Origin of the sequence: Enterobacter sp. RCC_40, assembly GCF_041360735.1 — a bacterium.
GTDB lineage: Bacteria > Pseudomonadota > Gammaproteobacteria > Enterobacterales > Enterobacteriaceae > Enterobacter > Enterobacter ludwigii.
This window is the reverse complement of sequence record NZ_JBFUPR010000007.1, coordinates 131,161-155,506: the sequence shown is the minus strand read 5'-3', so window position 1 is coordinate 155,506 and position 24,346 is coordinate 131,161. Positions and strand designations below refer to the sequence as shown.

26 protein-coding genes are annotated in these 24,346 nt (G+C 56.1%); 19 read left to right on the top strand and 7 right to left on the bottom strand.

The features are described 5' to 3' along the window. Positions 1–4: 4 nt before the first annotated feature. A complete protein-coding gene (cysH, locus tag AB6731_RS19935) occupies positions 5–739 on the top strand; it encodes a phosphoadenosine phosphosulfate reductase (RefSeq protein WP_014171401.1) in 735 nt (244 codons plus the stop codon). 54 nt (positions 740–793) lie between these two features. Here cysH and AB6731_RS19930 read toward each other — a convergent pair whose 3' ends face one another. Next, positions 794–1,837 carry an aminopeptidase gene (locus AB6731_RS19930; RefSeq protein ID WP_020883813.1) on the bottom strand — a complete coding sequence of 348 codons (1,044 nt, stop codon included), beginning with the start codon at positions 1,835–1,837 and terminating at the stop codon, positions 794–796. A gap of 246 nt (positions 1,838–2,083) precedes the next feature. Between AB6731_RS19930 and cysG the strand changes: the two genes are divergently transcribed. From cysG to rpoS, 13 genes are all read left to right on the top strand, one after another. Then, on the top strand, positions 2,084–3,433 hold the full coding sequence (gene cysG / locus AB6731_RS19925) for a siroheme synthase CysG (RefSeq protein ID WP_371006724.1): 1,350 nt from the start codon (positions 2,084–2,086) through the stop codon (positions 3,431–3,433). A 9-nt stretch (positions 3,434–3,442) separates the two neighbouring features. Next, complete coding sequence (cysD, locus tag AB6731_RS19920) at positions 3,443–4,351, top strand: sulfate adenylyltransferase subunit CysD (protein WP_006811770.1); 909 nt, start codon at positions 3,443–3,445, stop codon at positions 4,349–4,351. Positions 4,352–4,360: 9 nt separating this feature from the next. Then, positions 4,361–5,785, top strand: coding sequence for a sulfate adenylyltransferase subunit CysN (gene cysN / locus AB6731_RS19915; protein ID WP_371006703.1), 1,425 nt, complete (start codon positions 4,361–4,363; stop codon positions 5,783–5,785). Further along, a complete protein-coding gene (gene cysC / locus AB6731_RS19910) occupies positions 5,785–6,390 on the top strand; it encodes an adenylyl-sulfate kinase (protein ID WP_014171397.1) in 606 nt (201 codons plus the stop codon). The genes cysN and cysC overlap by 1 nt, the downstream gene beginning before the upstream one ends. Positions 6,391–6,448: 58 nt before the next feature. Next, positions 6,449–6,775, top strand: a complete 327-nt coding sequence (locus AB6731_RS19905) for a DUF3561 family protein (protein WP_014171396.1) — start codon at positions 6,449–6,451, stop codon at positions 6,773–6,775. Positions 6,776–6,941: 166 nt separating this feature from the next. Then, positions 6,942–7,253, top strand: coding sequence for a cell division protein FtsB (gene ftsB, locus AB6731_RS19900; RefSeq protein WP_008499609.1), 312 nt, complete (start codon positions 6,942–6,944; stop codon positions 7,251–7,253). Between the two features lie 19 nt (positions 7,254–7,272). Then, positions 7,273–7,983, top strand: a complete 711-nt coding sequence (gene ispD / locus AB6731_RS19895) for a 2-C-methyl-D-erythritol 4-phosphate cytidylyltransferase (RefSeq protein ID WP_371006702.1) — start codon at positions 7,273–7,275, stop codon at positions 7,981–7,983. Beyond that, a complete protein-coding gene (gene ispF / locus AB6731_RS19890; RefSeq protein WP_014171394.1) occupies positions 7,983–8,462 on the top strand; it encodes a 2-C-methyl-D-erythritol 2,4-cyclodiphosphate synthase in 480 nt (159 codons plus the stop codon). Before ispD ends, ispF begins: the two co-directional genes overlap by 1 nt. Then, positions 8,459–9,508 (top strand): tRNA pseudouridine(13) synthase TruD, encoded by a 1,050-nt coding sequence (gene truD, locus AB6731_RS19885; protein WP_371006701.1) that lies wholly within the window; start codon positions 8,459–8,461, stop codon positions 9,506–9,508. Before ispF ends, truD begins: the two co-directional genes overlap by 4 nt. Next, on the top strand, positions 9,489–10,250 hold the full coding sequence (gene surE, locus AB6731_RS19880; RefSeq protein ID WP_020883819.1) for a 5'/3'-nucleotidase SurE: 762 nt from the start codon (positions 9,489–9,491) through the stop codon (positions 10,248–10,250). The genes truD and surE overlap by 20 nt, the downstream gene beginning before the upstream one ends. After that, entirely contained in the window at positions 10,244–10,870 is a 627-nt protein-coding gene (locus AB6731_RS19875) for a protein-L-isoaspartate(D-aspartate) O-methyltransferase (protein ID WP_020883820.1), read from the top strand. Before surE ends, AB6731_RS19875 begins: the two co-directional genes overlap by 7 nt. Positions 10,871–10,986: 116 nt before the next feature. Continuing rightward, entirely contained in the window at positions 10,987–12,111 is a 1,125-nt protein-coding gene (gene nlpD, locus AB6731_RS19870) for a murein hydrolase activator NlpD (RefSeq protein WP_113657017.1), read from the top strand. A 59-nt stretch (positions 12,112–12,170) separates the two neighbouring features. Then, positions 12,171–13,163, top strand: a complete 993-nt coding sequence (rpoS, locus tag AB6731_RS19865) for an RNA polymerase sigma factor RpoS (RefSeq protein ID WP_013098493.1) — start codon at positions 12,171–12,173, stop codon at positions 13,161–13,163. A 52-nt stretch (positions 13,164–13,215) separates the two neighbouring features. On the opposite strand, the gene AB6731_RS19860 is transcribed toward rpoS, so the two are convergent. After that, positions 13,216–13,593: a DUF4440 domain-containing protein gene (locus tag AB6731_RS19860; protein ID WP_014171387.1), complete on the bottom strand. Its 378-nt coding sequence runs from the start codon at positions 13,591–13,593 to the stop codon at positions 13,216–13,218. Next, positions 13,590–14,798, bottom strand: coding sequence for an MFS transporter (locus AB6731_RS19855; protein WP_371006700.1), 1,209 nt, complete (start codon positions 14,796–14,798; stop codon positions 13,590–13,592). Before AB6731_RS19855 ends, AB6731_RS19860 begins: the two co-directional genes overlap by 4 nt. 107 nt (positions 14,799–14,905) lie before the next feature. Between AB6731_RS19855 and AB6731_RS19850 the strand changes: the two genes are divergently transcribed. Then, entirely contained in the window at positions 14,906–15,793 is an 888-nt protein-coding gene (locus AB6731_RS19850; protein ID WP_032680395.1) for a LysR family transcriptional regulator, read from the top strand. On the opposite strand, the gene AB6731_RS19845 is transcribed toward AB6731_RS19850, so the two are convergent. Continuing rightward, on the bottom strand, positions 15,790–16,197 hold the full coding sequence (locus AB6731_RS19845; RefSeq protein WP_020883824.1) for a MarR family winged helix-turn-helix transcriptional regulator: 408 nt from the start codon (positions 16,195–16,197) through the stop codon (positions 15,790–15,792). The two genes, AB6731_RS19850 and AB6731_RS19845, sit on opposite strands and share 4 nt — an antisense overlap. A gap of 171 nt (positions 16,198–16,368) precedes the next feature. On the opposite strand from AB6731_RS19845, the gene AB6731_RS19840 reads away from it, so the two are divergent. Genes AB6731_RS19840 through AB6731_RS19830 form a run of 3 tightly spaced genes read left to right on the top strand, consistent with a single transcriptional unit; the run spans position 16,369 to position 18,635 of the window. Continuing rightward, positions 16,369–16,971: a non-oxidative hydroxyarylic acid decarboxylases subunit B gene (locus tag AB6731_RS19840; RefSeq protein WP_014171383.1), complete on the top strand. Its 603-nt coding sequence runs from the start codon at positions 16,369–16,371 to the stop codon at positions 16,969–16,971. Continuing rightward, positions 16,961–18,388 carry a non-oxidative hydroxyarylic acid decarboxylases subunit C gene (locus tag AB6731_RS19835; protein WP_371006699.1) on the top strand — a complete coding sequence of 476 codons (1,428 nt, stop codon included), beginning with the start codon at positions 16,961–16,963 and terminating at the stop codon, positions 18,386–18,388. Before AB6731_RS19840 ends, AB6731_RS19835 begins: the two co-directional genes overlap by 11 nt. Before the next feature lie 10 nt (positions 18,389–18,398). After that, positions 18,399–18,635, top strand: a complete 237-nt coding sequence (locus tag AB6731_RS19830; RefSeq protein ID WP_014171381.1) for a non-oxidative hydroxyarylic acid decarboxylases subunit D — start codon at positions 18,399–18,401, stop codon at positions 18,633–18,635. Between the two features lie 97 nt (positions 18,636–18,732). Here AB6731_RS19830 and mutS read toward each other — a convergent pair whose 3' ends face one another. Further along, positions 18,733–21,294, bottom strand: coding sequence for a DNA mismatch repair protein MutS (gene mutS, locus AB6731_RS19825; RefSeq protein WP_121339778.1), 2,562 nt, complete (start codon positions 21,292–21,294; stop codon positions 18,733–18,735). Positions 21,295–21,407: 113 nt separating this feature from the next. Next, positions 21,408–21,638, bottom strand: a complete 231-nt coding sequence (locus tag AB6731_RS19820; protein WP_020883826.1) for a SymE family type I addiction module toxin — start codon at positions 21,636–21,638, stop codon at positions 21,408–21,410. A 174-nt stretch (positions 21,639–21,812) separates the two neighbouring features. Here AB6731_RS19820 and AB6731_RS19815 point away from each other — a divergent pair, with 174 nt between their 5' ends. After that, on the top strand, positions 21,813–22,157 hold the full coding sequence (locus AB6731_RS19815) for a nitrous oxide-stimulated promoter family protein (RefSeq protein WP_371006697.1): 345 nt from the start codon (positions 21,813–21,815) through the stop codon (positions 22,155–22,157). 66 nt (positions 22,158–22,223) lie between these two features. Here AB6731_RS19815 and flhA read toward each other — a convergent pair whose 3' ends face one another. After that, positions 22,224–24,296: a formate hydrogenlyase transcriptional activator FlhA gene (flhA, locus tag AB6731_RS19810; RefSeq protein WP_020883827.1), complete on the bottom strand. Its 2,073-nt coding sequence runs from the start codon at positions 24,294–24,296 to the stop codon at positions 22,224–22,226. Between the last annotated feature and the right edge of the window lie 50 nt (positions 24,297–24,346).

Genomic DNA, 24,346 nt, shown 5'->3' with positions numbered 1-24,346 from the left:
AATTATGTCCGTACTCGATCTAAACGCCCTAAATGAACTGCCAAAAGTCGATCGCATTCTGGCGCTGGCAGAAACCAATGCGCAGCTTGAAAAGCTCGACGCCGAAGGCCGCGTGGCATGGGCCCTGGAAAACCTGCCAGGTGATTATGTGCTCTCGTCGAGTTTTGGTATCCAGGCAGCGGTGAGTTTGCATCTGGTGAACCAGATTCGTCCGGACATTCCGGTGATCCTGACCGATACCGGCTACCTGTTCCCGGAAACCTACCAGTTTATCGATGAGCTGACGGACAAGCTCGGGCTGAACCTGAAAGTCTACCGCGCGGAGCAAAGCGCGGCCTGGCAGGAGGCGCGGTATGGCAAGCTGTGGGAACAGGGCGTTGAGGGCATTGAGAAATACAATGAGATCAACAAGGTCGAGCCGATGAACCGGGCGCTGAAAGAGCTTAACGCGCAGACCTGGTTTGCGGGGTTACGCCGCGAGCAGTCCGGAAGCCGCGCCACGCTCCCGGTGCTGGCGGTTCAGCGCGGGGTGTTTAAAGTGCTGCCGATCATCGACTGGGATAACCGTACGGTTTACCAGTACCTGCAAAAACACGGACTGAAATACCACCCGCTCTGGGACCAGGGTTATCTGTCAGTGGGCGATACCCATACCACGCGTAAATGGGAACCGGGCATGGCGGAAGAAGAGACGCGATTCTTTGGACTCAAGCGCGAGTGCGGATTGCACGAAGGGTAAATTCTGTTCCCTTTTCCCTCGCCCTCTTACAAAGGGTGAGGGAAATGTTCTGTTCTAGGCTTTCCCAGCTTTTGCCAGCTCTTTCACCAACGGCAGCATCACTTTAACCACATCCCGACTGCGGTGTTCAACTCGCTGCGGCAGTGCGCTATCAATATGCTGCTGATTATCCAGCAGCACGTTATGCCAGCTCGTCCCGTCCGGGAAAGCCTTCGATTTCACCCGCTGCTGATAACCGTCTTTCTTACCCAGCATCCAGTTAGTGGCTTCCACGTACAGAACAGGAATGCCCGCTTTATCGAACACTTCACCATCATTACAGCAGCCGGTTCCGCGAGGATAATCGGGATTCCCGCCCGGGTTGCTGGTGGCATACACCCCATGGCTGCGGGCAATCGCCAGCGCGCGGTCGCGCGTCAGTTTACGCACGGTACCCGGCGTACTCTGTCCGCTGTTGAAATAGAGCTTATCGCCGACGATCAGGTTATCGAGGTTAATCACCAGCAGCGTATTTTTCCTCTCCTCGGCACTCATGCGTTTCAGGAGATTCTCCGCGCCAAGTTTTCCCTCTTCTTCACCGCTGGTGGCAACGAAACGGATCCCGTATTGGGTTGGAATGTCTTTCATTCGCTCTGCCAGTTCGAGCATCACACCCAGACCCGCCGCGTTATCGTCCAGCCCCTGTAACGTCAGCCCGCCGAGATTATTGTCGGTATCGGCGTCGCTCATTGGCGCGTAGGTGTCCAGGTGCGCCATGATAATGATCTGTTCCGCCGCGCTACCTTCATGGGCCGCAATGACCGTACTGCCGGTCACGTTATGCCAGTTTTTTGTTTTATTGCGCGAGGTATAGACGTAGCGGCTGTGAAACGATCGGATATCGCTCTGGTAACCCATGTCAGCAAATTGCTGGCGAATATAATCGGCGGAAAGCATTTCCGCTGGCGTGCCGGTCATACGACCCGGAAAGACGGTCGCAATATGCCGCGCCTGCATATTCGCGATTTCACCATAGGGCTGATTTTTTGCCTGGGCCGGAAGGATAAAGCAAACGCCGAGCGCCAGGGCAGCGATACGGTGGCGCGTTGCGGAAAACATAGTGAGTCCTTAAAAACAGAGCAAAATTTTAACCCGCCTAGTATGAAACTGTGATCGACCATACACAATTTGAATTGCTCTTAAATGCCCGAAAATTCGCGTGTTAAGCACTTTTTGATCTTTGCTTTTCCACGGCGTTATTCCATTGAGTAACTACTCATTCCAATTCGTAATTTCATTCGATCTAAGCCGCCCCCTATAGTCCCACTATTCCTTGTTGTTAGTGAGTTGTAGCTTGTGGACTATCTGCCCCTTTTTGCCGCGATAAAAGACAGACCTGTGCTGGTAGTCGGCACCGGTGAGGTTGCCGATCGCAAAATCGCGTTTCTGCAGCGAGCGGGGGCGCAGGTACGGGTAGTCGACGAGGCGGATTTCGACGAGTCGCAAATCGACACCGTGGTGCTGGTGATTGCGGCAACCGACAACCGCGAGCTCAACCGCCGTATTTCAGAGGCGGCTCAGGCCCGTCACCGTCTGGTGAACGTGGTGGACGATCGGCCGCTGTGTTCGTTTATCTTCCCGTCGATTGTTGACCGTTCGCCATTGCTGGTGGCCATCTCCTCCGGCGGGACCGCGCCGGTGCTGGCACGCGTGCTGCGGGAAAAAATCGAAGCACTTTTGCCTACCAGCCTTGGGCGGATGGCGGAGAAAGCGAGCTTCTGGCGTAACCATCTGAAAACGCGCCTGACCAGCGTGACGGAACGCCGTCGCTTTTGGGAACGCGTGTTCCGCGGTCGTTTTGCCAGCCTGATGCATGCCGGGAATGAAACGGCGGCGCAGCAGATCCTCGAAGATGAGCTGGATAACCCTGGCAGTAGCGGCGGCGAGATCATTCTGGTCGGTGCGGGGCCGGGTGATGCCGGGCTGCTGACCCTGCGCGGCCTGCAGGTGCTTCAGGATGCCGATGTGGTGTTCTACGACCATCTGGTCACCGACGGGGTGCGCGAATTGATTCGCCGTGACGCAGAACAAATCTGCGTTGGCAAACGGGCGGCCGAGCACTCTGTACCGCAGCATGACACCAACCAGATGCTGGTGGCGGCGGCAAAAGCGGGCAAAACGGTGGTACGGCTTAAAGGTGGCGACCCGTTTATCTTTGGTCGCGGCGGGGAAGAGCTGCAGGCGGCGGCTGAAGCGGGCGTGCCGTTCCAGGTCGTCCCGGGTATCACGGCGGCTTCCGCAGTGACGGCCTACGCCGGTATACCGCTTACTCACCGCGATTACGCCCAGAGCGTGACCTTTGTCACGGGCCATTACAAGGCGGACAGCACCCCGTTTGACTGGTCGCATCTGGCCCAGAGTCGTCAGACGCTGGCTATCTATATGGGCACGATGAAGGCGGCGGACATCAGTGAACAACTTATTCAACACGGTCGAGAGGCAACCACGCCGGTCGCCGTGATTTCTCGCGGCACGCGCGTCGATCAGCATGTGGCTATCGGTACGCTACAGGATCTTGCCACCCTGGCGAAAGAGGCCCCTATGCCCGCGCTTATCGTGGTAGGGGAAGTGGTGCACCTGCACAGCACACTCGCCTGGTTTCAACATACAACAGACTCAGAGGGGTTTGGCTCCTCTGTGGTGAATCTGGCTTAAGGAACGGTTATGGACCAAAAACGACTTACTCACCTGCGGCAGCTCGAAGCGGAAAGTATCCATATTATCCGCGAAGTGGCAGCCGAATTCTCTAACCCGGTGATGATGTATTCCATCGGTAAAGATTCCAGCGTGATGCTACACCTGGCGCGTAAAGCGTTTTACCCGGGTACGCTGCCGTTCCCGCTGCTGCACGTTGATACCGGCTGGAAATTCCGTGAAATGTATGAATTCCGCGACCGTACGGCAAAAGCCTACGGCTGCGAACTGCTGGTGCATAAAAACCCGGAAGGGGTGGCGATGGGCATTAACCCGTTCGTGCACGGTAGCGCCAAACACACTGACATCATGAAAACCGAAGGGCTGAAGCAGGCGCTGAACAAATACGGTTTTGACGCGGCCTTCGGCGGCGCACGTCGTGACGAAGAAAAATCCCGTGCGAAAGAGCGTATCTACTCTTTCCGCGACCGCTTCCACCGCTGGGACCCAAAAAACCAGCGCCCGGAGCTGTGGCATAACTACAACGGTCAGATCAACAAGGGCGAAAGCATTCGCGTGTTCCCGCTCTCCAACTGGACCGAGCTGGATATCTGGCAGTACATCTATCTGGAAAATATCGAGATCGTGCCGCTGTACCTGGCCGCTGAACGTCCGGTGCTGGAGCGTGACGGCATGCTGATGATGATCGATGACGATCGCATCGACCTGCAGCCAGGCGAAGTGATCAAAAAACAGATGGTGCGTTTCCGTACCCTCGGCTGCTGGCCATTGACCGGTGCCGTGGAGTCCAGTGCGCAGACGCTGCCGGAGATCATTGAAGAGATGCTGGTGTCGACCACCAGTGAGCGACAGGGCCGCGTGATTGACCGCGACCAGGCAGGCTCCATGGAGCTGAAGAAACGTCAGGGTTATTTCTAAGGAGCCGCCATGAACACGACCATTGCTCAACAAATTGCCAATGAAGGCGGCGTAGAAGCTTATCTGCACGCGCAACAACACAAAAGCCTGCTGCGCTTTCTGACCTGCGGCAGCGTCGATGACGGGAAAAGCACGCTGATCGGCCGTCTGCTGCACGATACGCGTCAGATTTACGAAGATCAGCTCTCGTCCCTGCACAACGACAGTAAACGTCATGGTACCCAGGGCGAGAAACTCGACCTGGCGCTGCTGGTGGACGGCCTGCAGGCCGAGCGCGAGCAGGGCATCACCATTGATGTGGCGTATCGCTATTTCTCCACCGAGAAGCGCAAATTTATTATTGCTGACACCCCGGGGCACGAGCAGTACACCCGTAACATGGCGACCGGTGCGTCTACCTGTGAACTGGCGATCCTGCTGATTGACGCCCGTAAAGGGGTACTGGATCAGACTCGTCGCCACAGCTTTATCTCCACGTTGCTGGGGATCAAACACCTGGTGGTGGCGGTCAACAAAATGGATCTGGTGAACTTCAGCGAAGAGAAGTTTGATGAGATCCGCCAGAGTTACCTGACGTTTGCTGAACAGCTGCCGGGTAACCTGGATATTCGCTTTGTGCCGCTCTCTGCGCTGGAAGGCGACAACGTGGCTTCCCAGAGCGCGAACATGCCGTGGTATAGCGGCCCGACGCTGCTCGAAGTGCTTGAAACCGTGGAGATCCAGCGCGTGGTCGACACCCAGCCGATGCGCTTCCCGGTTCAGTACGTTAACCGTCCCAACCTCGATTTCCGCGGTTTCTCCGGCACTATCGCGTCGGGCACCGTGGCGGTCGGCCAGCGCGTTAAAGTTCTGCCGTCTGGTGTGGAATCCACCATCAGCCGTATCGTCACCTTTGATGGCGATCTGCCGCAAGCCGGCGCGGGTGAAGCGGTCACGCTGGTATTGAAAGATGAAATTGATATCAGCCGCGGCGATCTGCTGGTGGACGCTCAGGAGACGCTGGCAGCGGTGCAGGGGGCTTCCGTTGATGTGGTGTGGATGGCTGAACAACCGCTGACCGCCGGTCAGAGCTACGACATTAAAATCGCGGGTAAGAAAACCCGTGCCCGCGTGGACGGTATCCAGTTCCAGGTGGACATCAATAACCTGACCCAGCGCGACGTCACCGAGCTGCCGCTGAACGGCATTGGTCTGGTCGACGTGACCTTTGACGAGCCGCTGGTGCTGGATCCCTACCAGCAGAACCCGGTAACGGGTGGGCTGATCTTTATCGATCGCCTCTCCAACGTGACCGTGGGTGCCGGTATGGTGCGTGAGCCAAATGAACAGGCTACGGTAGCCTCTGAGTTCAGCGCTTTTGAGCTGGAGCTGAATGCGCTGGTGCGTAAGCACTTCCCGCACTGGGGTGTGCGCGATCTGCTGGGAGGCAAGTAATGGCCGCCCATGATGAGAACGTCGTCTGGCATCCTCATCCGGTCACCGTCGCGCAGCGCGAGAAACTTCACGGTCATCGTGGCGTGGTACTGTGGTTTACCGGGCTATCCGGCTCTGGTAAATCCACGGTAGCGGGCGCGCTGGAAGAGGCGCTACACCAGCAGGGGGTTAGTACCTACCTGCTGGATGGCGACAATGTGCGCCACGGCCTGTGCAGCGATTTGGGCTTCAGCGACGACGATCGTAAAGAGAATATTCGCAGGGTGGGGGAAGTGGCCAGCCTGATGGCGGATGCCGGGTTAGTGGTACTGACCGCGTTTATCTCACCGCATCGTGCCGAACGCCAGATGGTGCGCGAGCGCGTCGGGCAGGATCGCTTTATCGAAGTGTTTGTTGATACGCCGCTGGAAATTTGCGAAGCGCGCGATCCCAAAGGGCTGTATAAGAAAGCGCGTGCGGGAGAGCTGCGAAACTTCACCGGCATTGACTCGGTGTACGAAGCGCCTGAATCGCCTGAAATTCACCTGGAAGGTCAACAATTGGTAACAAATTTAGTAAGCCAATTATTAGACCTGCTCAGACGGGACGATATTATCAGATCCTGAGACGGTATCGTTCGGGAGCTGTCTTCCCGAACGATGAGTCACGGTCACAGGATCAGCTATGCGCAACAGTGAGAACTACATTATTACCACCGGGTCGGAGCCGTTAGCGACCGACGACGAGACGACCTGGTCCTTTCCTGGGGCCATAGTCGGCTTCGTCTCGTGGTTGCTGGCCCTGGGCATCCCTTTTCTTATCTACGGCGGTAATACGCTGTTCTTCTTTCTCTATACCTGGCCTTTCTTCCTGGCGCTGATGCCTGTGGCGGTTGTCGTCGGTATTGCGCTGCACTCGCTGCTTAATGGCAAACTCCTTTACAGTACCGTGGTCACGATTGTGACGGTGGTTCTGATGTTTGGTCTGTTATTTTTGTGGCTCATGGGCTAACTTCAGCCATAATTCAAACCGTAAACAACTGTGTGACGATATTGAGCAAGGCGATTCTGCGGAAAAAATGTGGTACATTTGCCCGCGATGTTGCGGCATCTCTGTTACCCCGGCAAAGAGATCTGGGGGCGTTTTGGGATGATGATGCCGTTTTTCAGGGGGCAGGATGGGTAAACTAACGCTGCTGTTGCTGGCTTTGCTGATCTGGCTGCAATATTCGCTGTGGTTCGGTAAAAACGGACTGCACGACTATAGCCGGGTAAGCGATGACGTCGCGGCTCAGCAGGCAACAAACGCCAAACTTAAGGCGCGAAACGATCAACTCTTTGCTGAAATTGATGACCTCAATGGCGGGCAAGAGGCGATTGAGGAACGCGCACGCAATGAACTCAGTATGACTAAGCCGGGCGAAACTTTTTATCGTCTGGTTCCGGATGCGTCTAAACGCAATCAGGGCTCAGCACAAAACAATCGATAATCAGGCCCAGGATTACGACATGGCAGTAACTTTTTCGGACGTATGCGCCGTGGTGCCGGCTGCGGGTTTTGGCCGGCGCATGCAGACAGAATGTCCCAAGCAATACCTCTCTATTGGCGATAAAACGATCCTCGAACACTCCGTGGCGGCGCTGCTGGCGCATCCGCGGGTGACGCGCGTGATTATCGCTATCAGCCCGGGTGATGCGCGTTTCGCGCAGTTACCGCTGGCAAATCATCCGCAGATTACCGTTGTTGACGGCGGCGCCGAGCGTGCCGATTCCGTGCTGGCGGGCATTCAGGCCGCCGGTGAGGCACCATGGGTTCTGGTCCATGACGCTGCCCGTCCGTGCCTGCATCAGGATGACCTTGCGCGCCTGCTGGCGCTTAGCGAAACCAGCCGGGTAGGTGGTATTCTTGCCGCCCCGGTACGCGACACCATGAAGCGCGCTGAGCCGGGCAAGCAGGCTATCGCACACACCGTTGAGCGCTTCGATTTATGGCACGCGCTGACCCCCCAATTTTTCCCCCGCGAATTACTCCACGACTGCTTAACGCGTGCGCTTAAAGAAAGTGCGACCATCACGGACGAAGCCTCGGCGCTGGAGTATTGCGGTTTCCATCCTGAGCTGGTTGAAGGACGCGCTGATAATATAAAAGTGACGCGTCCGGAAGATTTACAGCTCGCGGAATTTTATCTTACCCGTTCGACCCATCAGGAGAAGGCATAATGCGAATTGGACACGGTTTTGATGTACACGCCTTTGGCGGAGAAGGCCCAATTATCATTGGCGGCGTACGCATTCCTTATGAAAAAGGGCTGCTTGCGCATTCTGATGGCGACGTAGCATTACATGCCCTGACCGATGCATTGCTGGGTGCTGCGGCACTGGGCGATATCGGTAAGCTGTTCCCGGACACTGACCCGGCCTTCAAAGGCGCGGACAGCCGTGCGCTGCTGCGTGAAGCCTGGCGTCGTATTCAGGCGAAAGGCTACACCCTCGGCAACGTGGATGTGACGATCATCGCTCAGGCCCCCAAAATGCTGCCGCATATCCCGCAAATGCGGGTGTTCATTGCAGAAGATCTCGGTTGCCACATGGATGATGTTAACGTCAAAGCGACGACGACAGAGAAACTGGGCTTTACCGGTCGTGGTGAAGGGATTGCCTGTGAGGCCGTGGCGCTGCTGGTGAAGGCAAGCCAATGACGGACTTCGACAACCTGACCTGGCTGCACGGTAAACCGCAGGGGAACGGGCTGCTGAAAGCCAGCCCTGAAGATTTTGTTGTGGTGGAAGACCTGGGATTCGCACCGGATGGCGAAGGCGAACATATCCTGGTACGCATTCTGAAAAATGGCTGCAATACCCGTTTTGTGGCCGATGCGCTGGCAAAATTCCTCAAAATTCATGCCCGCGAAGTGAGCTTTGCCGGGCAGAAAGATAAACACGCCGTCACCGAACAGTGGCTCTGCGCGCGCGTGCCGGGTAATACGATGCCTGATTTAAGCAAATTTGAGCTTGAGGGCTGTAAGGTACTGGAATACGCGCGCCATAAGCGCAAACTGCGTCTGGGCGCGTTGAAGGGCAACCATTTTACGCTGGTACTGCGCGAGATTTCGGACCGTGATGATGTGGAAAAACGCCTGAACGCTATCAACGCGTGCGGCGTACCAAACTATTTTGGCGCACAGCGCTTTGGTATCGGCGGCAGCAACCTGCTCGGCGTACTGCGCTGGGCGCAAAGCGATGCCCCGGTCCGCGACAGGAATAAACGCAGTTTTTGGTTGTCGGCGGCCCGCAGTGCGTTGTTTAATCAGATTGTGAGCGAACGGCTGAAAAAACCGGACGCGAATCAAGTTGTTGTCGGCGATGCGCTACAATTAGCGGGACGCGGGAGCTGGTTTGTGGCAACGGCTGAAGAAATGGCCGATGTGCAGTCGCGCGTGGATACTCAAACGCTGATGATTACCGCAGCCTTGCCCGGCACGGGCGACTGGGGTACGCAGGGCGATGCGCTGGCTGCTGAGCAGTCTGCCGTCGCTGATATGCAGGCATTACAAACATTGCTGGTGCGGGAAAAAGTCGAGGCGGCACGCCGTGCGATGCTGCTCTATCCGCAACAGTTGAGCTGGAACTGGTGGGACGATGTAACCGTCGAGTTACGCTTCTGGCTGCCGGCAGGTAGCTTTGCCACCAGTGTTGTCAGGGAACTTATCAACACGTCGGGTGATTATGCGAATATTGCTGAGTAACGATGACGGGATCCATGCGCCGGGTATACAGACCCTGGCGAAACACCTTCGCGAATTTGCGGAAGTGCAGGTCGTGGCACCCGATCGTAACCGCAGTGGAGCGTCTAACTCTCTGACGCTGGAGTCGTCGCTTCGCACCTTTACCTTCGAAAATGGTGATATCGCCGTCCAGATGGGCACGCCGACCGACTGCGTTTTTCTGGGCGTGAACGCGCTGATGCGCCCGCGCCCGGACATCGTCGTCTCCGGTATTAACGCCGGGCCCAATCTTGGCGACGATGTGATTTACTCCGGAACCGTGGCCGCCGCCATGGAAGGGCGCCATCTGGGGTTCCCTGCACTGGCCGTTTCGTTAAACGGCCACACGCACTACGACACGGCGGCAGCGGTGACCTGTTCTCTCCTGCGGGCGCTCAATCGCGAGCCGCTGCGTACCGGGCGCATCCTCAATATTAACGTGCCGGATCTGCCGCTGAGTGAAATCAAAGGCATTCGCGTAACGCGTTGCGGAAGCCGACACCCGGCTGACCAGGTGATCCCGCAGCAGGATCCGCGCGGCAATACGCTTTACTGGATTGGTCCTCCTGGCGACAAGTGTGACGCCGGACCGGATACCGACTTTGCCGCCGTTGATGAAGGATATGTCTCGGTTACGCCACTGCATGTAGATTTAACCGCGTATAGTGCGCATGATGTGGTGTCGGGTTGGCTGGATCGCGCAGGAGTGAACGCGCAATGGTAAGCAAACGTGTACAAACTCTTCTGGAACAGCTACGCGCTCAGGGGATCCGCGACGAGCATGTGCTCGACGCGCTCGCCCAGGTGCCGCGTGAGAAATTTGTAGACGAGGCGTTTGAACACAAAGCGTGGGAAAACGTGGCGCTGCCTATCGGGCAGGGTCAGACGATTTCACAGCCTTACATGGTGGCGCGTATGACGGAGCTGCTGGAGCTCACGCCCCATTCGCGCGTGCTGGAAATTGGCACCGGGTCGGGGTACCAAACCGCGATCCTGGCGCATCTGGTGCACCATGTTTGCTCCGTTGAGCGTATTAAAGGTTTGCAGTGGCAGGCGCGTCGTCGCCTGAAACAACTTGATTTACATAACGTTTCGACACGACACGGTGATGGATGGCAGGGTTGGCAGGCACGCGCCCCGTTTGACGCGATCATCGTGACGGCTGCTCCACCTGAAATTCCCGCTGCTCTGTTATCGCAGCTGGATGAAGGCGGCATTCTTGTTCTGCCTGTCGGGGACGAGCAACAGCTCCTGAAGCGCGTTCGTCGGCGTGGCGGCGAGTTTATTATCGATACCGTGGAAGCCGTGCGCTTTGTTCCTCTGGTAAAGGGGGAGTTGGCCTGAGACTCAGAATTATCCAGGGTTATTAAGGCAAATTCAGCGTATGGTGTGGCGCGAAAGATTCGTGTCATCACGGTAAATTTTAAGTCACTGGTAGTTAACACATTCCTGGGGGATAAATGAGCGCGGGAAGCCCTAAATTCACCATCAGCCGTGTTGCGGCATTATCACTGGTTTCGCTCTGGCTGGCAGGCTGTACAAGTTCTAATAATGCACCTGCGCCCGTCAGTTCCGTGGGAGGATCCAGCAGCTCGGGTAACACGTCCAGCGGAATGTTGATCACGCCTCCGCCTAAAATGGGCACTGCTGCGGCACAACAAAATCCGCCCATTCAGCCAATGCAGCCTCCTGTTACGCAGTCAACACAGGTTCAGCCAGTGGAACACCCTGTGCAGACTCAAAATGGCCGCATAGTGTATAACCGCCAGTATGGGAACATTCCGAAAGGTAGCTATACCGGTGGGAGCACCTATACCGTAAAACGCGGCGACACGCTGTTCTATATTGCGTGGATCACCGGGAACGATTTCCGTGACCTGGCGCAGCGTAATAACGTCCAGGCCCCGTATGGTCTGGAAGTCGGCCAGACGCTCCAGGTGGGCAATGCGACGGGTACGCCGCTCACGCCTGGCAACACCGTTTCAGCGGCCGATGTCACTGCGCAAAATAACAGCGTTAAGCCTGCACAAAAATCCACCACGGTGGTTGCTTCACAACCGGTAATTACGTATTCTGAGGATTCAGGTGATCAGACTGCTAACAAAATGTTGCCGAATAATAAAGGGACTGCGACTGTTGTCACAGCACCGACTACGGCACCTGTGGTTAGCTCTACTGAACCGACTGCCAGCAGTATGACCTCCAGTTCGCCAATTTCTGCATGGCGCTGGCCAACTGACGGCAAGGTTATCGAAAACTTCTCTTCCTCTGAGGGAGGAAATAAAGGGATCGATATCGCAGGGAATAAGGGACAGGCTATTATCGCGACCGCAGACGGTCGTGTTGTATATGCCGGTAACGCTCTGCGCGGTTACGGTAATCTTATTATCATCAAACATAACGATGATTACCTGAGTGCCTACGCCCATAACGACACAATGCTGGTCCGGGAACAACAAGAAGTTAAGGCGGGGCAAAAAATCGCTACCATGGGTAGCACCGGCACCAGTTCTACACGCTTGCATTTTGAAATTCGTTACAAGGGGAAATCCGTAAACCCGCTGCAGTATTTGCCGCAGCGATAAGTTGACGGGGCATGCCAGCCAGGGTGTCTCGTTCAGGGATCACGGGTAGGAGCCACCTTATGAGTCAGAATACGCTGAAAGTTCATGATTTAAATGAAGATGCGGAATTTGATGAGAACGGAGCAGAGGCTTTTGATGAAAAAGCCTTAGTAGAAGAGGAACCCAGTGATAACGATTTGGCTGAAGAAGAGCTGTTATCGCAGGGCGCCACACAGCGTGTACTGGACGCGACTCAGCTTTACCTTGGGGAGATTGGTTACTCCCCACTGTTAACGGCCGAAGAAGAAGTCTATTTCGCACGTCGTGCTTTGCGTGGTGATGTTGCCTCGCGCCGTCGCATGATTGAAAGTAACTTGCGTCTGGTCGTGAAAATTGCCCGTCGTTACGGCAATCGAGGTCTGGCTCTGCTGGACCTGATTGAAGAGGGCAACTTAGGTCTCATCCGCGCAGTTGAGAAGTTTGACCCGGAACGCGGGTTCCGTTTCTCAACCTACGCGACCTGGTGGATTCGTCAGACCATCGAACGGGCGATTATGAACCAAACCCGTACGATTCGCCTGCCGATTCACATCGTCAAAGAGTTGAACGTCTATCTGCGTACTGCGCGCGAGTTGTCCCATAAACTGGACCACGAGCCAAGCGCGGAAGAGATCGCCGAACAACTTGATAAACCGGTTGATGACGTAAGCCGTATGCTGCGTCTCAACGAGCGCATTACCTCCGTTGACACCCCGTTGGGTGGCGACTCCGAAAAAGCGCTGCTGGACATCCTGGCCGATGAAAAAGACAACGGTCCGGAAGACACCACGCAGGACGATGACATGAAACAGAGCATCGTCAAATGGCTGTTCGAACTGAACGCCAAACAGCGTGAAGTGCTGGCACGTCGTTTCGGTTTACTGGGGTATGAAGCTGCAACACTGGAAGACGTCGGCCGCGAAATTGGCCTGACCCGTGAACGTGTTCGTCAGATTCAGGTTGAAGGTCTGCGTCGCCTGCGTGAAATCCTGCAGGGACAAGGTCTGAATATCGAAGCGCTGTTCCGCGAATAAGCAATCTTTCATCAAAAAAGGCCCGTCGTGAGACGGGCCTTTTTCTTTTGCGTTACGGTTGTGCCGTTTCGTGCAGCAAACGCCATGTTATCTTGCCATCCTTCTGATTGAGCACGGCGGTTGACCAGCGCACATTGACGGGCTGATCCGGGCGAGTTTGCGTTTCCCGGTAGTGAAGCACTGCGCCGTTGGCCCACGTCTGTAGCGTCGTTATCTCATCAAGAACAATCTCCAGACCAGGACGGCTGCCGCGCTGAAGGTCCAGGAAACCGACAAGCGCGTTATAGTCAAAATGGACGCCACCTGGGGTGAGCATCATAAAATCCGGCTGAAAGTGGGCAAGCAGGGCGTCAACATCCCCTTCGCCCTTACCCAACCAGTTCTCCAGCATAACGTGAACGTCGATAATGTCCTGTTCGAAATGGGTCATGGTTTCTCCTGTTGCACCTCTGAAAGCACCTGCGTGTTGTTAAGACGAAAGACGTACACGACGGGCAGTAATGTGATGGCCGCAGCAACACTAAACATCCAGTGCCATGCGGCGAGCGGCGTGAAAAACGCCAGTGTCAGGTTCAGCACCTGCGAGAGCAGGAATGCCCCGGCAAAAAAACTGATCTGACGATTAAGATTCCATAGCGCGCTGGCGTCAGGCATCTCGTCGCGCGCCGTCGTTAAAAATGCGCTGCTTTGCGCCGTACTGCTGCAAAGACTGCCGCCCGCGCCCATTAACGTAAACGCGACGCCAGGTAACAACACTGTGGTAGTCGGGCTGACGTTAAGCAACAGTAAAACGCCCAGCGCCTGTAACAGGCAACCCACGACAATGAGAGGCCGGGGACCCACGCGGTTAAAATAACGTCCGGTCGCGGTGATCGCCATAAACGAGGCCAGAGACCATGGCAGCATCAGCATCCCCGTTGCGGCAGGTGTCATGTGCGCCTCGCTCTGAAGATAATACATCCCCGTGACGTTCACCCCAATAAACATGCCGGGTACGCACAAATAGACAAGCATGGAAAAACGCAGCAGCGGGTCGGCCAGCAGGGGCAGGTTTAACAGCTTGCTCGCTTTCACGGGGGGCCTCTCATTCTTAAGCCACACGCAGGCCAGGAAAAACGTCACGGCGGCGACAGGCGTTGTGGCAAAAAATATCCATCGCCAGCTGAGTGCCTGAACCAGCACTCCCCCCACGGCGGGTGAGCATGCAGGCGCAAGCAATGCAACCAGCATTACCGCTGAGGAGAGCCTGGCACGCTCATGGGGTTTAAACTGTTGCCAGGTCAGCGCCTGTCCGACCGGGATCAGTAAACCCCCTCCCATGCCCTGCAGCACTCGCCAGGCAATCAGGCTCTCAAGTGAGGACGACAAACCTGCCGCAACGGAGGCGGCGCTAAAGAGAAAAAGCGAAAGCAGAATGACATGCTTCGGCCCGAGCCTGCGTGTCAGAAGGGTGCTGAAGGGAATGACGAGTGTCAGACCGGCAATATAGCCGTTACTGACCCAGGCAAGCGATGAGGGCGTGGCGTTGAACGCCTGAGCCATTGCCGGGAAAGCGACGCTGGCGATAAACATATTAATTAAATCAAGAAAAAAGCCCAGCAGATAGACAACGGCGACTTTGCTGCGATACGACATGGCGGCACCTCCAGTGAGGGGCGTATCGTATCGGGCAGGGAGGTACGGATAAACGTTATAAAGCGCGATATACTGTCAAAAAATTTTTGACAGTAATAGGGCTGACAATGATTAATTTGCAGCGTACCGCGATGTTTGTCGCCGTCGCGGATAGCGGCAGTTTCACCGCCGCAGCAGAGGCAATGGGGCTGACAAAAGCGGTGGTCAGCTTCAATATCCGCCAGCTGGAAGATGAACTGGGTGTCACGCTGTTGCTGCGTTCCACCCGTCGACTGACGTTAACCGAGGCAGGGAGGCTTTTCCATCAACGGAGCGTCGCGCTTTTAAAGGACGCGGAACGCCTGAAGGACGACGTCCGTGCAAACCATGCAGGTCTCACGGGGGAGTTGCGGATCACCACCACACCGGAGTACGGCTCGCAGGTTGTGGTCCCGTTACTGGCTGAGTTTAGCCAGCAACACCCGGACCTTCGCGTGCGTCACGTTTCGTCTTCACTGCATGCCGATCTGATTTCAGAGCGCTTTGATGTCGCCATCCGGCTGGGAACCCTTGCAGATTCACGCTATCACGCGGCATTGATAACGCAGTTCACTATTTTCCCCGTAGCGACGCCCGGCTGGCTGCGTAACCATCCTGTAGAATCGCTTGAACAGCTGGCGAAAGCTGACTGGATTATTCATGAGCGCTTAGCCTCGCCGCTGCGCTGGCAGGTGAACGATGCCAGCGGTGAGCCTGCCACGCTGGAAATTAAAAAAGCACCGCGTTTGTTTGCGGACAGTGCTCAGGCGCTGATGGCCTTTGCGCTCGCGGGATGTGGCGTGGCGCTGTTGCCGGCGTGGCTGGTGCGCCATGCGCTTGATGACGGCACGCTGGTGTCGGTTTTACCGGAATATACCTTTGCGCGGCAGGGCATCTATGCGGTTTATCCCGATGCCCCGCATGTGCCTGCGAAAGTGCGCACCTTTATCGACTTTATGCGCACCCGGGTTAACTAGTCGCGCATCATTTTTTTGACGAGTGCGGAGAATTGCGCCCGCTCGTCGTTGCTCAGCCGCCCTAAAAACGCCTCATCCACGTCATTGCCGAGCGGTTTACAGCTGGCAAGCAGCGCTTCACCTTCCGGCGTCAGAAAGACGAAACGACGGCGCTTGTCCGCCGGATCGTGCTCGCGTTTTACCAGTCCACGCGCCTCCATGCGGCTCAGCATCTCCGCGAGCGTCGCCTTTGTGCTGACCGCCACTTCTGTCAGAGCAACTTGCTCAATCCCCGGATTTTCGGCAATAGACCGCAATACCGCGTACTGCGGTTTGGTCAGTTCCGGCAATGCATGTTGCCAACGGGCAGTATGCTGTTGAAAAAGCTGGCGTAACAGGTGAAACGCCTCTTGTCTCAGTTCCATGAACACTCCGACGAAAAATTCTCTCCCTATGATAGCCGCTCTTGCCCAGGATTTTAACGCGGCAATTTTTAGCAATTAATGTGATCGTGTACGAACAATATTGTCAGAAACAGGATCCGGGAGTAACGTATTTAATATGTTCGTATGCGAACGAATTAATTGAGGTGCTGAATGAGATTGATAGTTGGAATGACGGGCGCAACGGGCGCGCCGCTGGGCGTAGCGTTGCTGCAGGCATTACGTGACATGCCGGAGGTGGAGACCCATCTGGTCATGTCGAAATGGGCAAAAACCACCATTGAGCTGGAGACACCCTACACCGCACAGGATGTGGCTGCGCTGGCCGATGTTGTCCATAGCCCGGCCGATCAGGCTGCCACTATCTCATCCGGCTCGTTTCGCACCGACGGCATGATCGTCATTCCCTGCAGTATGAAAACCCTGGCAGGCATTCGCGCAGGCTACGCCGAAGGACTGGTGGGCCGTGCGGCAGATGTGGTGCTGAAAGAGGGGCGCAAACTGGTGCTGGTTCCTCGTGAAACCCCGCTCAGCACCATTCATCTCGAGAATATGCTCGCACTGTCCCGTATGGGCGTGGCAATGGTGCCGCCGATGCCCGCGTATTACAACCACCCGCAGACCGCCGACGATATCACCCATCACATTGTGACCCGCGTGCTCGACCAGTTTGGTCTGGAGCACAAAAAAGCGCGCCGCTGGAACGGGTTGCGGGAAGCAAAACATTTTTCACAGGAGAATAAAGATGGCATTTGATGATTTGAGAAGCTTCCTGCAGGCGCTCGATGAGCAAGGGCAACTGCTGAAAATTGAAGAAGAGGTGAATGCAGAACCGGACCTGGCCGCGGCAGCCAATGCCACAGGCCGTATTGGTGACGGCGCACCGGCGCTGTGGTTCGATAATATTCGCGGGTTTACCGATGCCCGGGTGGTAATGAACACCATTGGTTCATGGCAGAATCACGCCATTTCTATGGGACTGCCCGCGAACTCCCCCGTCAAAAAACAGATTGATGAGTTTATTCGCCGCTGGGATAAATTCCCCGTCACGCCAGAGCGCCGTGCAGATCCCGCCTGGGCTCAAAATACGGTGGAGGGTGAAGACATTAACCTTTTCGACATCCTGCCGCTGTTCCGTCTGAACGACGGTGACGGCGGTTTTTACCTCGACAAAGCGTGCGTCGTTTCGCGCGATCCGCTTGATGCGGATAACTTCGGCAAGCAGAACGTCGGTATCTATCGCATGGAAGTGAAGGGAAAACGCAAGCTGGGTCTGCAACCGGTTCCGATGCACGATATCGCCCTGCATTTGCATAAAGCGGAAGAGCGCGGTGAAGATCTGCCGGTCGCGATTACGCTTGGCAATGATCCGATTATTACACTTATGGGCGCGACGCCGCTGAAATACGATCAATCTGAGTATGAGATGGCCGGTGCGCTGCGCGAAAGCCCCTATCCCATTGCGACGGCACCGCTGACCGGCTTTGATGTACCGTGGGGATCTGAAGTCATTCTGGAAGGGGTGATTGAAGGCCGCAAGCGCGAAATCGAAGGACCCTTTGGTGAGTTTACCGGGCACTACTCTGGTGGCCGTAACATGACGGTGGTGCGTATTGATAAAGTGTCTTACCGCACAAAACCCATTTTTGAATCCCTCTACCTCGGCATGCCGTGGACCGAAATTGACTACCTGATGGGCCCGGCTACCTGTGTACCGCTCTACCAGCAGCTGAAAGCAGAATTTCCGGAAGTGCAGGCGGTCAATGCCATGTATACCCACGGTTTGCTGGCGATTATCTCCACCAAAAAACGCTACGGTGGCTTTGCCCGCGCAGTCGGCTTACGTGCTATGACCACGCCGCACGGCCTGGGCTACGTGAAGATGGTGATTATGGTGGATGAAGACGTTGACCCGTTCAACCTGCCGCAGGTGATGTGGGCGCTGTCCTCGAAGGTGAACCCGGCGGGCGATCTGGTGCAGTTGTCGAATATGTCGGTGCTTGAACTGGACCCGGGCTCCAGCCCGGCAGGCATTACCGACAAACTGATTATTGATGCCACCACGCCTGTTGCACCCGACAACCGGGGCCACTTCAGCCAGCCGGTACAGGATTTACCTGAAACCAAAGCCTGGGCCGAAAAACTGACTGCGATGCTGGCTGCACGCCAATAAGGAGGAAAAGATGATATGTCCACGTTGTGCTGATGAGCATATTGAGGTGATGGCAACATCACCGGTGAAAGGGGTCTGGACTGTCTATCAGTGCCAGCATTGTCTGTATACCTGGCGAGACACGGAACCGCTACGCCGGACCCACCGCGATCATTATCCGCAAGCGTTTCGCATGACGCAGAAGGATATCGATGACGCACCACAGGTGCCGACGATCCCGCCGTTACTGGCCGACGATAAGCGCTAAAAAAAGCCGGGAGGCGGTTTCGCCTTACCCGGCCTGTATGTTTAAGATACCGCTACTTCCCGGCAGGCCCGGTAAGCATTGCGCCACCGGGTGCAGACTACACCAGGCTTTTCAGGCGATAAATCCACTCCAGCGCCTGACGCGGTGTGAGCGAGTCCGGATCGAGATTTTCCAGCGCCTCAACGGCCGGTGACGTCTCTTCTGCCGGGGCTAGCAACGACATTTGCGTGCCATCAATCTGCGTGGCCGCGGCATTCGGTGACAGGCTCTCCAGCTCACGCAATTTCTGGCGCGCACGTTTGATCACCTCTTTTGGAACCCCCGCCAGCGCGGCCACGGCCAGGCCATAGCTCTTGCTCGCGGCACCATCCTGTACGGTGTGCATAAAGGCGATGGTATCGCCGTGTTCCAGCGCATCGAGGTGGACGTTTGCCACGCCTTCCATCTTTTCTGGCAACTGTGTCAGCTCGAAATAGTGGGTTGCGAACAGCGTCATTGCCTTGATCTTATTGGCAAGGTTTTCAGCGCAGGCCCATGCCAGTGACAGACCATCATAGGTTGATGTTCCGCGCCCGACTTCATCCATCAATACCAGGCTGTATTCGGTCGCGTTATGCAGAATATTGGCGGTTTCGGTCATCTCCACCATAAAGGTTGAGCGGCCGCTGGCCAGATCGTCCGCTGCCCCGACACGGGTAAAGATACGGTCGATAGGGCCAATCTCCACTTTTTGCGCAGGAACGTAGCTGCCGATATAGGCGAGCAGGGCAATAAGCGCTGTCTGGCGCATATAGGTACTTTTACCGCCCATGTTTGGACCGGTAATGATCAGCATTCTTCTCTGCGGCGACAGGCTTAGCGGGTTGGCGATGAACGGTTCGTTCAGCACCCGTTCCACAACCGGATGACGGCCTTCGGTGATGCGAATACCGGGTTTATCGGTAAAGGTCGGGCAGGTGTAGTTCAGCGTTTCAGCGCGTTCTGCCAGGTTGACCAGCACGTCCAGCTCTGCCAGCGCACTGGCGCTTGACTGCAGGTCTGCAAGGTGCGGCATCAGCATGTCGAACAGCTCTTCATACAGCTGTTTCTCCAGCGCCAGCGCCTTGCCTTTCGAGGTGAGAACTTTGTCCTCATACTCTTTCAGTTCAGGGATAATGTAACGCTCAGCGTTTTTCAGCGTCTGGCGGCGCACGTAGTGGATGGGGGCCAGATGGCTTTGTCCACGGCTGATCTGAATGTAGTAACCGTGAACCGCGTTATAGCCCACTTTGAGGGTATCGAGCCCAAGGCGTTCGCGCTCGCGAATTTCCAGCTTATCCAGGTAGTCCGTGGCACCGTCGGCCAGCGCACGCCATTCATCCAGCTCTTCGTTGTAGCCCGGGGCAATTACGCCGCCGTCACGCACCAGAACCGGAGGGGCGTCAATAATGGCGCGTTCGAGCAGCTCGCGCAGCTCGCTAAATTCACCCATGGTTTCACGCAGTTTCTGCACCGGCGCGCTATCCACATCGGCGAGCAGGCTGCGCAATTCTGGCAACTGCTGGAAGGCATGACGCATGCGGGCGAGGTCGCGCGGACGTGCCGTACGCAGCGCCAGACGCGCAAGAATACGCTCCAGATCGCCGACCTGACGCAGCACGGGCTGCAGTTCACTGTAGCGATCCTGCAACGCGGCAATCGTCTGCTGACGACAGGTAAGCGTGCCGGTATCGCGAATGGGCATATGCAGCCAGCGTTTTAACATACGGCTGCCCATCGGTGTCACCGTGCTGTCGAGGACGGAAGCGAGGGTGTTTTCCACGCCTCCGGCCAGATTCTGGGTGATCTCCAGATTTCGCCGCGTCGCGGCATCCATAATGATGCTGTCCTGCTGACGCTCCATCGTGATCGAGCGGATATGCGGCAGGGTGGTGCGCTGAGTATCTTTGACGTACTGCAGAAGGCAACCCGCGGCACACAGTCCGCGCGGGGCGTTTTCCACACCAAAGCCAATCAGATCGCGGGTGCCAAACTGCAGATTCAACTGCTGGCGCGCGGTATCAATTTCGAACTCCCACAGCGGACGACGGCGCAGACCGCGGCGGCCTTCAATCAGCGCCATCTCGGCAAAATCTTCGGCATAGAGCAGTTCTGCCGGGTTCGTGCGCTGCAATTCAGCCGCCATCGTTTCACGATCTGCCGGTTCACTCAGACGAAAACGTCCGGAGCTGATATCCAGCGTCGCATAACCGAAACCTTTGCCGTCCTGCCACAGTGCCGCAAGCAGGTTATCCTGGCGCTCCTGCAGCAGGGCTTCGTCGCTGATCGTACCAGGCGTGACGATACGCACGACTTTGCGCTCAACCGGCCCTTTTGAGGTTGCCGGATCGCCGATCTGTTCGCAGATGGCGACTGACTCACCCTGATTCACCAGTTTCGCAAGGTAGTTTTCTACCGCGTGATGCGGAATACCGGCCATGGGAATGGGCTCGCCTGCAGATGCGCCACGCCGGGTCAGCGAAATGTCGAGCAGCTGCGACGCACGTCTGGCATCGTCATAAAATAGCTCGTAAAAATCGCCCATACGGTAGAACAGCAAGATTTCCGGATGCTGTGCTTTCAGCTTCAGGTACTGCTGCATCATTGGCGTATGTGCGTCGAAATTGTCGATTGTGCTCATGGAGTTATGATGTCCATTTCTTTGAAAATAATACGCTTTGGGCGGCTCAGTGGCCGTTAGTTCCTTCTATTGTCGCATGAAAAAAAGGTACGGCGCAGAAAAATGTCGCGGCTTTACGAGGTGCCTTCCTGCACTAACTCAATGACAATTTTTCCATGCTCAACCCCCACTCTGACCTGCGAATGGGTGGTAAACCCCGCTTTTTCAAGCCAGTCGCCCTTTAAGCTCAGCGCCGCATGCACGCTGTAGCGTTTGGGTATCTTGGTGTTACGGTCTTCATGACGCTTTCTGAAATACCCCACTTTCAAATGACGATAGGATTTGGTGATAGCGATCTCGTGCATACGGCCTCCGGACAACGTGGACAAGGGTCATTCCTGATGCTGTATAAAATACCAGTGATTTACTGCAGGCGTGGGCTTAATACTGGAATCAGCCTTCAGAAAACAGAATGCAACGCCTGAAATCAGTAGCTGAAAGGCGTATTATAAATGCACTTTATTGTCTGGTGAGCCGTTATGTCCGGAAAACGCATTGCACGTGAGAAAGCGACGATCGCGAAAATGATCGCGCTGTATGAAACACAGTGTCCCCAGGCTTCGCAGGAAGAGGGGCATTATCAGGCGCTGAAAGCGTATGCCAATAAGCGCCTGGATAAATGCGTTTTTGGTGAGGAAAAACCCGCCTGTAAACAGTGCCCCGTTCACTGCTATCAGCCTGCCAGGCGCGAAGAGATGAAGCAGGTGATGTGCTGGGCTGGCCCACGTATGTTATGGCGTCATCCCATCCTGACGGTACGCCACCTGATGGATGACCGTCGCCCGGTACCGGAATTACCGGAAAAGTATCGCCCGAAAAAGTAACCGTTCAGGCGCTTCGCTGACAACCGTATCCCAACGCCTGCATGCGGGATCTCAGCCAGAATGACGCTACACCAGGCTCTCTTTATCAATCCCGAGACGTTTCATGCGCGAGAGCAGCGTGGTGCGTTTTAGCCCCAGTCGCTGGGCGGCACCTTTCGGTCCGGCCACGACACCGTTAGTCTCTTTCAGCACGCGCATGATCAGCTGATATTCGTCTTCACCTTCCTGCGCCACGTCGGTGGCTGTAACCGGGGTTTCGGGCAGGGAAACTTCGGGCAGGGAGAGTTGCAGTACGTTACCGCGCGTCAGCAATACCGCGCGCTCAATGACGTTTTCCAGTTCACGGACGTTACCCGGCCACTCCATCGAGGAGAGGGTACGTAGCGTCTCGGCGGGGATACTGTCGATGTTGCGGCCCATCCGGCGGGCTATTTTGGCGGTAAACGCTTTGACCAGCAGAGGGATATCTTCCGGCCGTTCACGCAGGGGCGGCAGGCAGATTGGGAAGACGTTCAGGCGATAATAGAGGTCGCTTCGAAACTCGCGGTCGGCGACCATTTTTTTCAGATCGCGGTTGGTGGCGGCAATGAGCCGCACGTCTGTCTGGATAAGTTTGTTACTGCCAAGACGTTCAAACTCCTGCTCCTGCAGGACGCGAAGCAGTTTGGGCTGCAGCTCCAGAGGCATGTCGCCCACTTCATCAAGGAACAACGAGCTTTTGTCCGCCAGCTCGAAACGGCCCAGACGCTGGCTGCTGGCACCGGTAAACGCGCCGCGTTCGTGGCCAAAGAGATCGCTTTCCAGCAGGCCTGCGGGCATAGCGGCGCAGTTCATCTTCACCATGCGGCGGCTGTTACGGTTGCTGAGGTTGTGGATCGCACGGGCAATCAGCTCTTTACCGGTGCCGGTTTCACCGAGGATCAGCACCGTACTGTCACTTTGCGCCACCATCTCCACCTGTTTCAGCACGCTGTACATGGCATCGCTGCGGCCGATGATTTCGCCAAACTCGCTGTCCACGTTGTTGAGCTGTTCCGTCAGCGCCAGGTTTTCATCCACCAGCCGTTCTTTCAGACGGTGGATCTCCTGATAGGCCAGCGCGTTATCCAGTGCGATGGAGATACGCTCGGCAATCTGGCGCAGCAGTTTCAGGTTGGCGGTGGTAAAGACGCCCTCTTCACACTGCGCCAGCTTCAGAACACCAAGCATAGTATTGCCGGACATCAGCGGCAGCAGGCACAGCGTCTGGATTTTATTCCCCCAGGTGTTAAACAGCATCCGCTCATAAGGCGCGAGCGCATCCTGCTCGTTGAGGTTGAGCAGCAGGATCTCTTTGCTTTTAAATACCCGCTCAGAGAGCGTGCCCGCCTCATCCACTTCACTCTGTTCGTGGGCGGGGTTTGCCTCATCAAGATAGTGGGTGGAGTAGATGTTCAGCTTGCCTTTCCGGTGCCCCCGGAGCGCAATACTGATGGCGTCGATTTTGAAATAGTGGTGGATCTCTTTTGAGACTTCGCTGACCAGCTCATCCATATCGAGGCGCGAAAGCACTGCGTTGGTGATGGCCACCAGGATCCGGAAATTGTCACGTTCGCGGCTCAGCAGGTCGTAATCCACATTATTGGTGACGCGGCTTTGAATTTGCTCTGCGACCACGGCCACAATCTGGGTGAAGGTGTGCAGACGCTCGTATTCCGCCTCGCTCCACGGCTGGTCGGTGTGACGAATAAACTCGCAGCCGCCGAAGATATGCCCTTCCACCGCCAGTGGCAGCAGGCTGTAGTGGCCGAAAGGCGGGTATAACTGACTCTGCGCCAGCATCGGCCACGCTTCGCGGAATTCCTCAAAATTGCAGTGCAGCGCCTCCGGGCGGGAAAGAATACGCCGGACAGGACCATGAGCGAGGTAGGTTTCATCCTCGTACTCAAACGCTTTGCCATTGTCGCGCGTTGAATAGTAGCTCGCGCGATGGCTTGCGCTATGCCAGAGCACAATTGCGGCGCTGTCTGCCAGCGCTGATTGCCTGACCAGCCGCGTCAGGGCATCGCTCAGCGCGCCAAGATCGGGCTGCTGTAAAAGTGTGCGCGTAATGTCAAACAGGCCCTGCTGTCCAAGATCGCTCATCGGTGTATACGGCATATTGCTTTCCAATAGAAACTGGCAAAAAAGAGAAAGTCAGTGCTGACCGC

Excerpts from the sequence above, each read along its gene's own strand:
- cysH (WP_014171401.1), top strand. The coding sequence starts at position 5 with ATGTCCGTACTCGATCTAAACGCCCTAAATGAACTGCCAAAAGTCGAT.
- AB6731_RS19930 (WP_020883813.1), bottom strand. The coding sequence starts at position 1,837 with ATGTTTTCCGCAACGCGCCACCGTATCGCTGCCCTGGCGCTCGGCGTT.
- cysD (WP_006811770.1), top strand. The coding sequence starts at position 3,443 with ATGGACCAAAAACGACTTACTCACCTGCGGCAGCTCGAAGCGGAAAGT.
- cysN (WP_371006703.1), top strand. The coding sequence starts at position 4,361 with ATGAACACGACCATTGCTCAACAAATTGCCAATGAAGGCGGCGTAGAA.
- cysC (WP_014171397.1), top strand. The coding sequence starts at position 5,785 with ATGGCCGCCCATGATGAGAACGTCGTCTGGCATCCTCATCCGGTCACC.
- AB6731_RS19905 (WP_014171396.1), top strand. The coding sequence starts at position 6,449 with ATGCGCAACAGTGAGAACTACATTATTACCACCGGGTCGGAGCCGTTA.
- ftsB (WP_008499609.1), top strand. The coding sequence starts at position 6,942 with ATGGGTAAACTAACGCTGCTGTTGCTGGCTTTGCTGATCTGGCTGCAA.
- ispD (WP_371006702.1), top strand. The coding sequence starts at position 7,273 with ATGGCAGTAACTTTTTCGGACGTATGCGCCGTGGTGCCGGCTGCGGGT.
- ispF (WP_014171394.1), top strand. The coding sequence starts at position 7,983 with ATGCGAATTGGACACGGTTTTGATGTACACGCCTTTGGCGGAGAAGGC.
- truD (WP_371006701.1), top strand. The coding sequence starts at position 8,459 with ATGACGGACTTCGACAACCTGACCTGGCTGCACGGTAAACCGCAGGGG.
- surE (WP_020883819.1), top strand. The coding sequence starts at position 9,489 with ATGCGAATATTGCTGAGTAACGATGACGGGATCCATGCGCCGGGTATA.
- AB6731_RS19875 (WP_020883820.1), top strand. The coding sequence starts at position 10,244 with ATGGTAAGCAAACGTGTACAAACTCTTCTGGAACAGCTACGCGCTCAG.
- nlpD (WP_113657017.1), top strand. The coding sequence starts at position 10,987 with ATGAGCGCGGGAAGCCCTAAATTCACCATCAGCCGTGTTGCGGCATTA.
- rpoS (WP_013098493.1), top strand. The coding sequence starts at position 12,171 with ATGAGTCAGAATACGCTGAAAGTTCATGATTTAAATGAAGATGCGGAA.
- AB6731_RS19860 (WP_014171387.1), bottom strand. The coding sequence starts at position 13,593 with ATGACCCATTTCGAACAGGACATTATCGACGTTCACGTTATGCTGGAG.
- AB6731_RS19855 (WP_371006700.1), bottom strand. The coding sequence starts at position 14,798 with ATGTCGTATCGCAGCAAAGTCGCCGTTGTCTATCTGCTGGGCTTTTTT.
- AB6731_RS19850 (WP_032680395.1), top strand. The coding sequence starts at position 14,906 with ATGATTAATTTGCAGCGTACCGCGATGTTTGTCGCCGTCGCGGATAGC.
- AB6731_RS19845 (WP_020883824.1), bottom strand. The coding sequence starts at position 16,197 with ATGGAACTGAGACAAGAGGCGTTTCACCTGTTACGCCAGCTTTTTCAA.
- AB6731_RS19840 (WP_014171383.1), top strand. The coding sequence starts at position 16,369 with ATGAGATTGATAGTTGGAATGACGGGCGCAACGGGCGCGCCGCTGGGC.
- AB6731_RS19835 (WP_371006699.1), top strand. The coding sequence starts at position 16,961 with ATGGCATTTGATGATTTGAGAAGCTTCCTGCAGGCGCTCGATGAGCAA.
- AB6731_RS19830 (WP_014171381.1), top strand. The coding sequence starts at position 18,399 with ATGATATGTCCACGTTGTGCTGATGAGCATATTGAGGTGATGGCAACA.
- mutS (WP_121339778.1), bottom strand. The coding sequence starts at position 21,294 with ATGAGCACAATCGACAATTTCGACGCACATACGCCAATGATGCAGCAG.
- AB6731_RS19820 (WP_020883826.1), bottom strand. The coding sequence starts at position 21,638 with ATGCACGAGATCGCTATCACCAAATCCTATCGTCATTTGAAAGTGGGG.
- AB6731_RS19815 (WP_371006697.1), top strand. The coding sequence starts at position 21,813 with ATGTCCGGAAAACGCATTGCACGTGAGAAAGCGACGATCGCGAAAATG.
- flhA (WP_020883827.1), bottom strand. The coding sequence starts at position 24,296 with ATGCCGTATACACCGATGAGCGATCTTGGACAGCAGGGCCTGTTTGAC.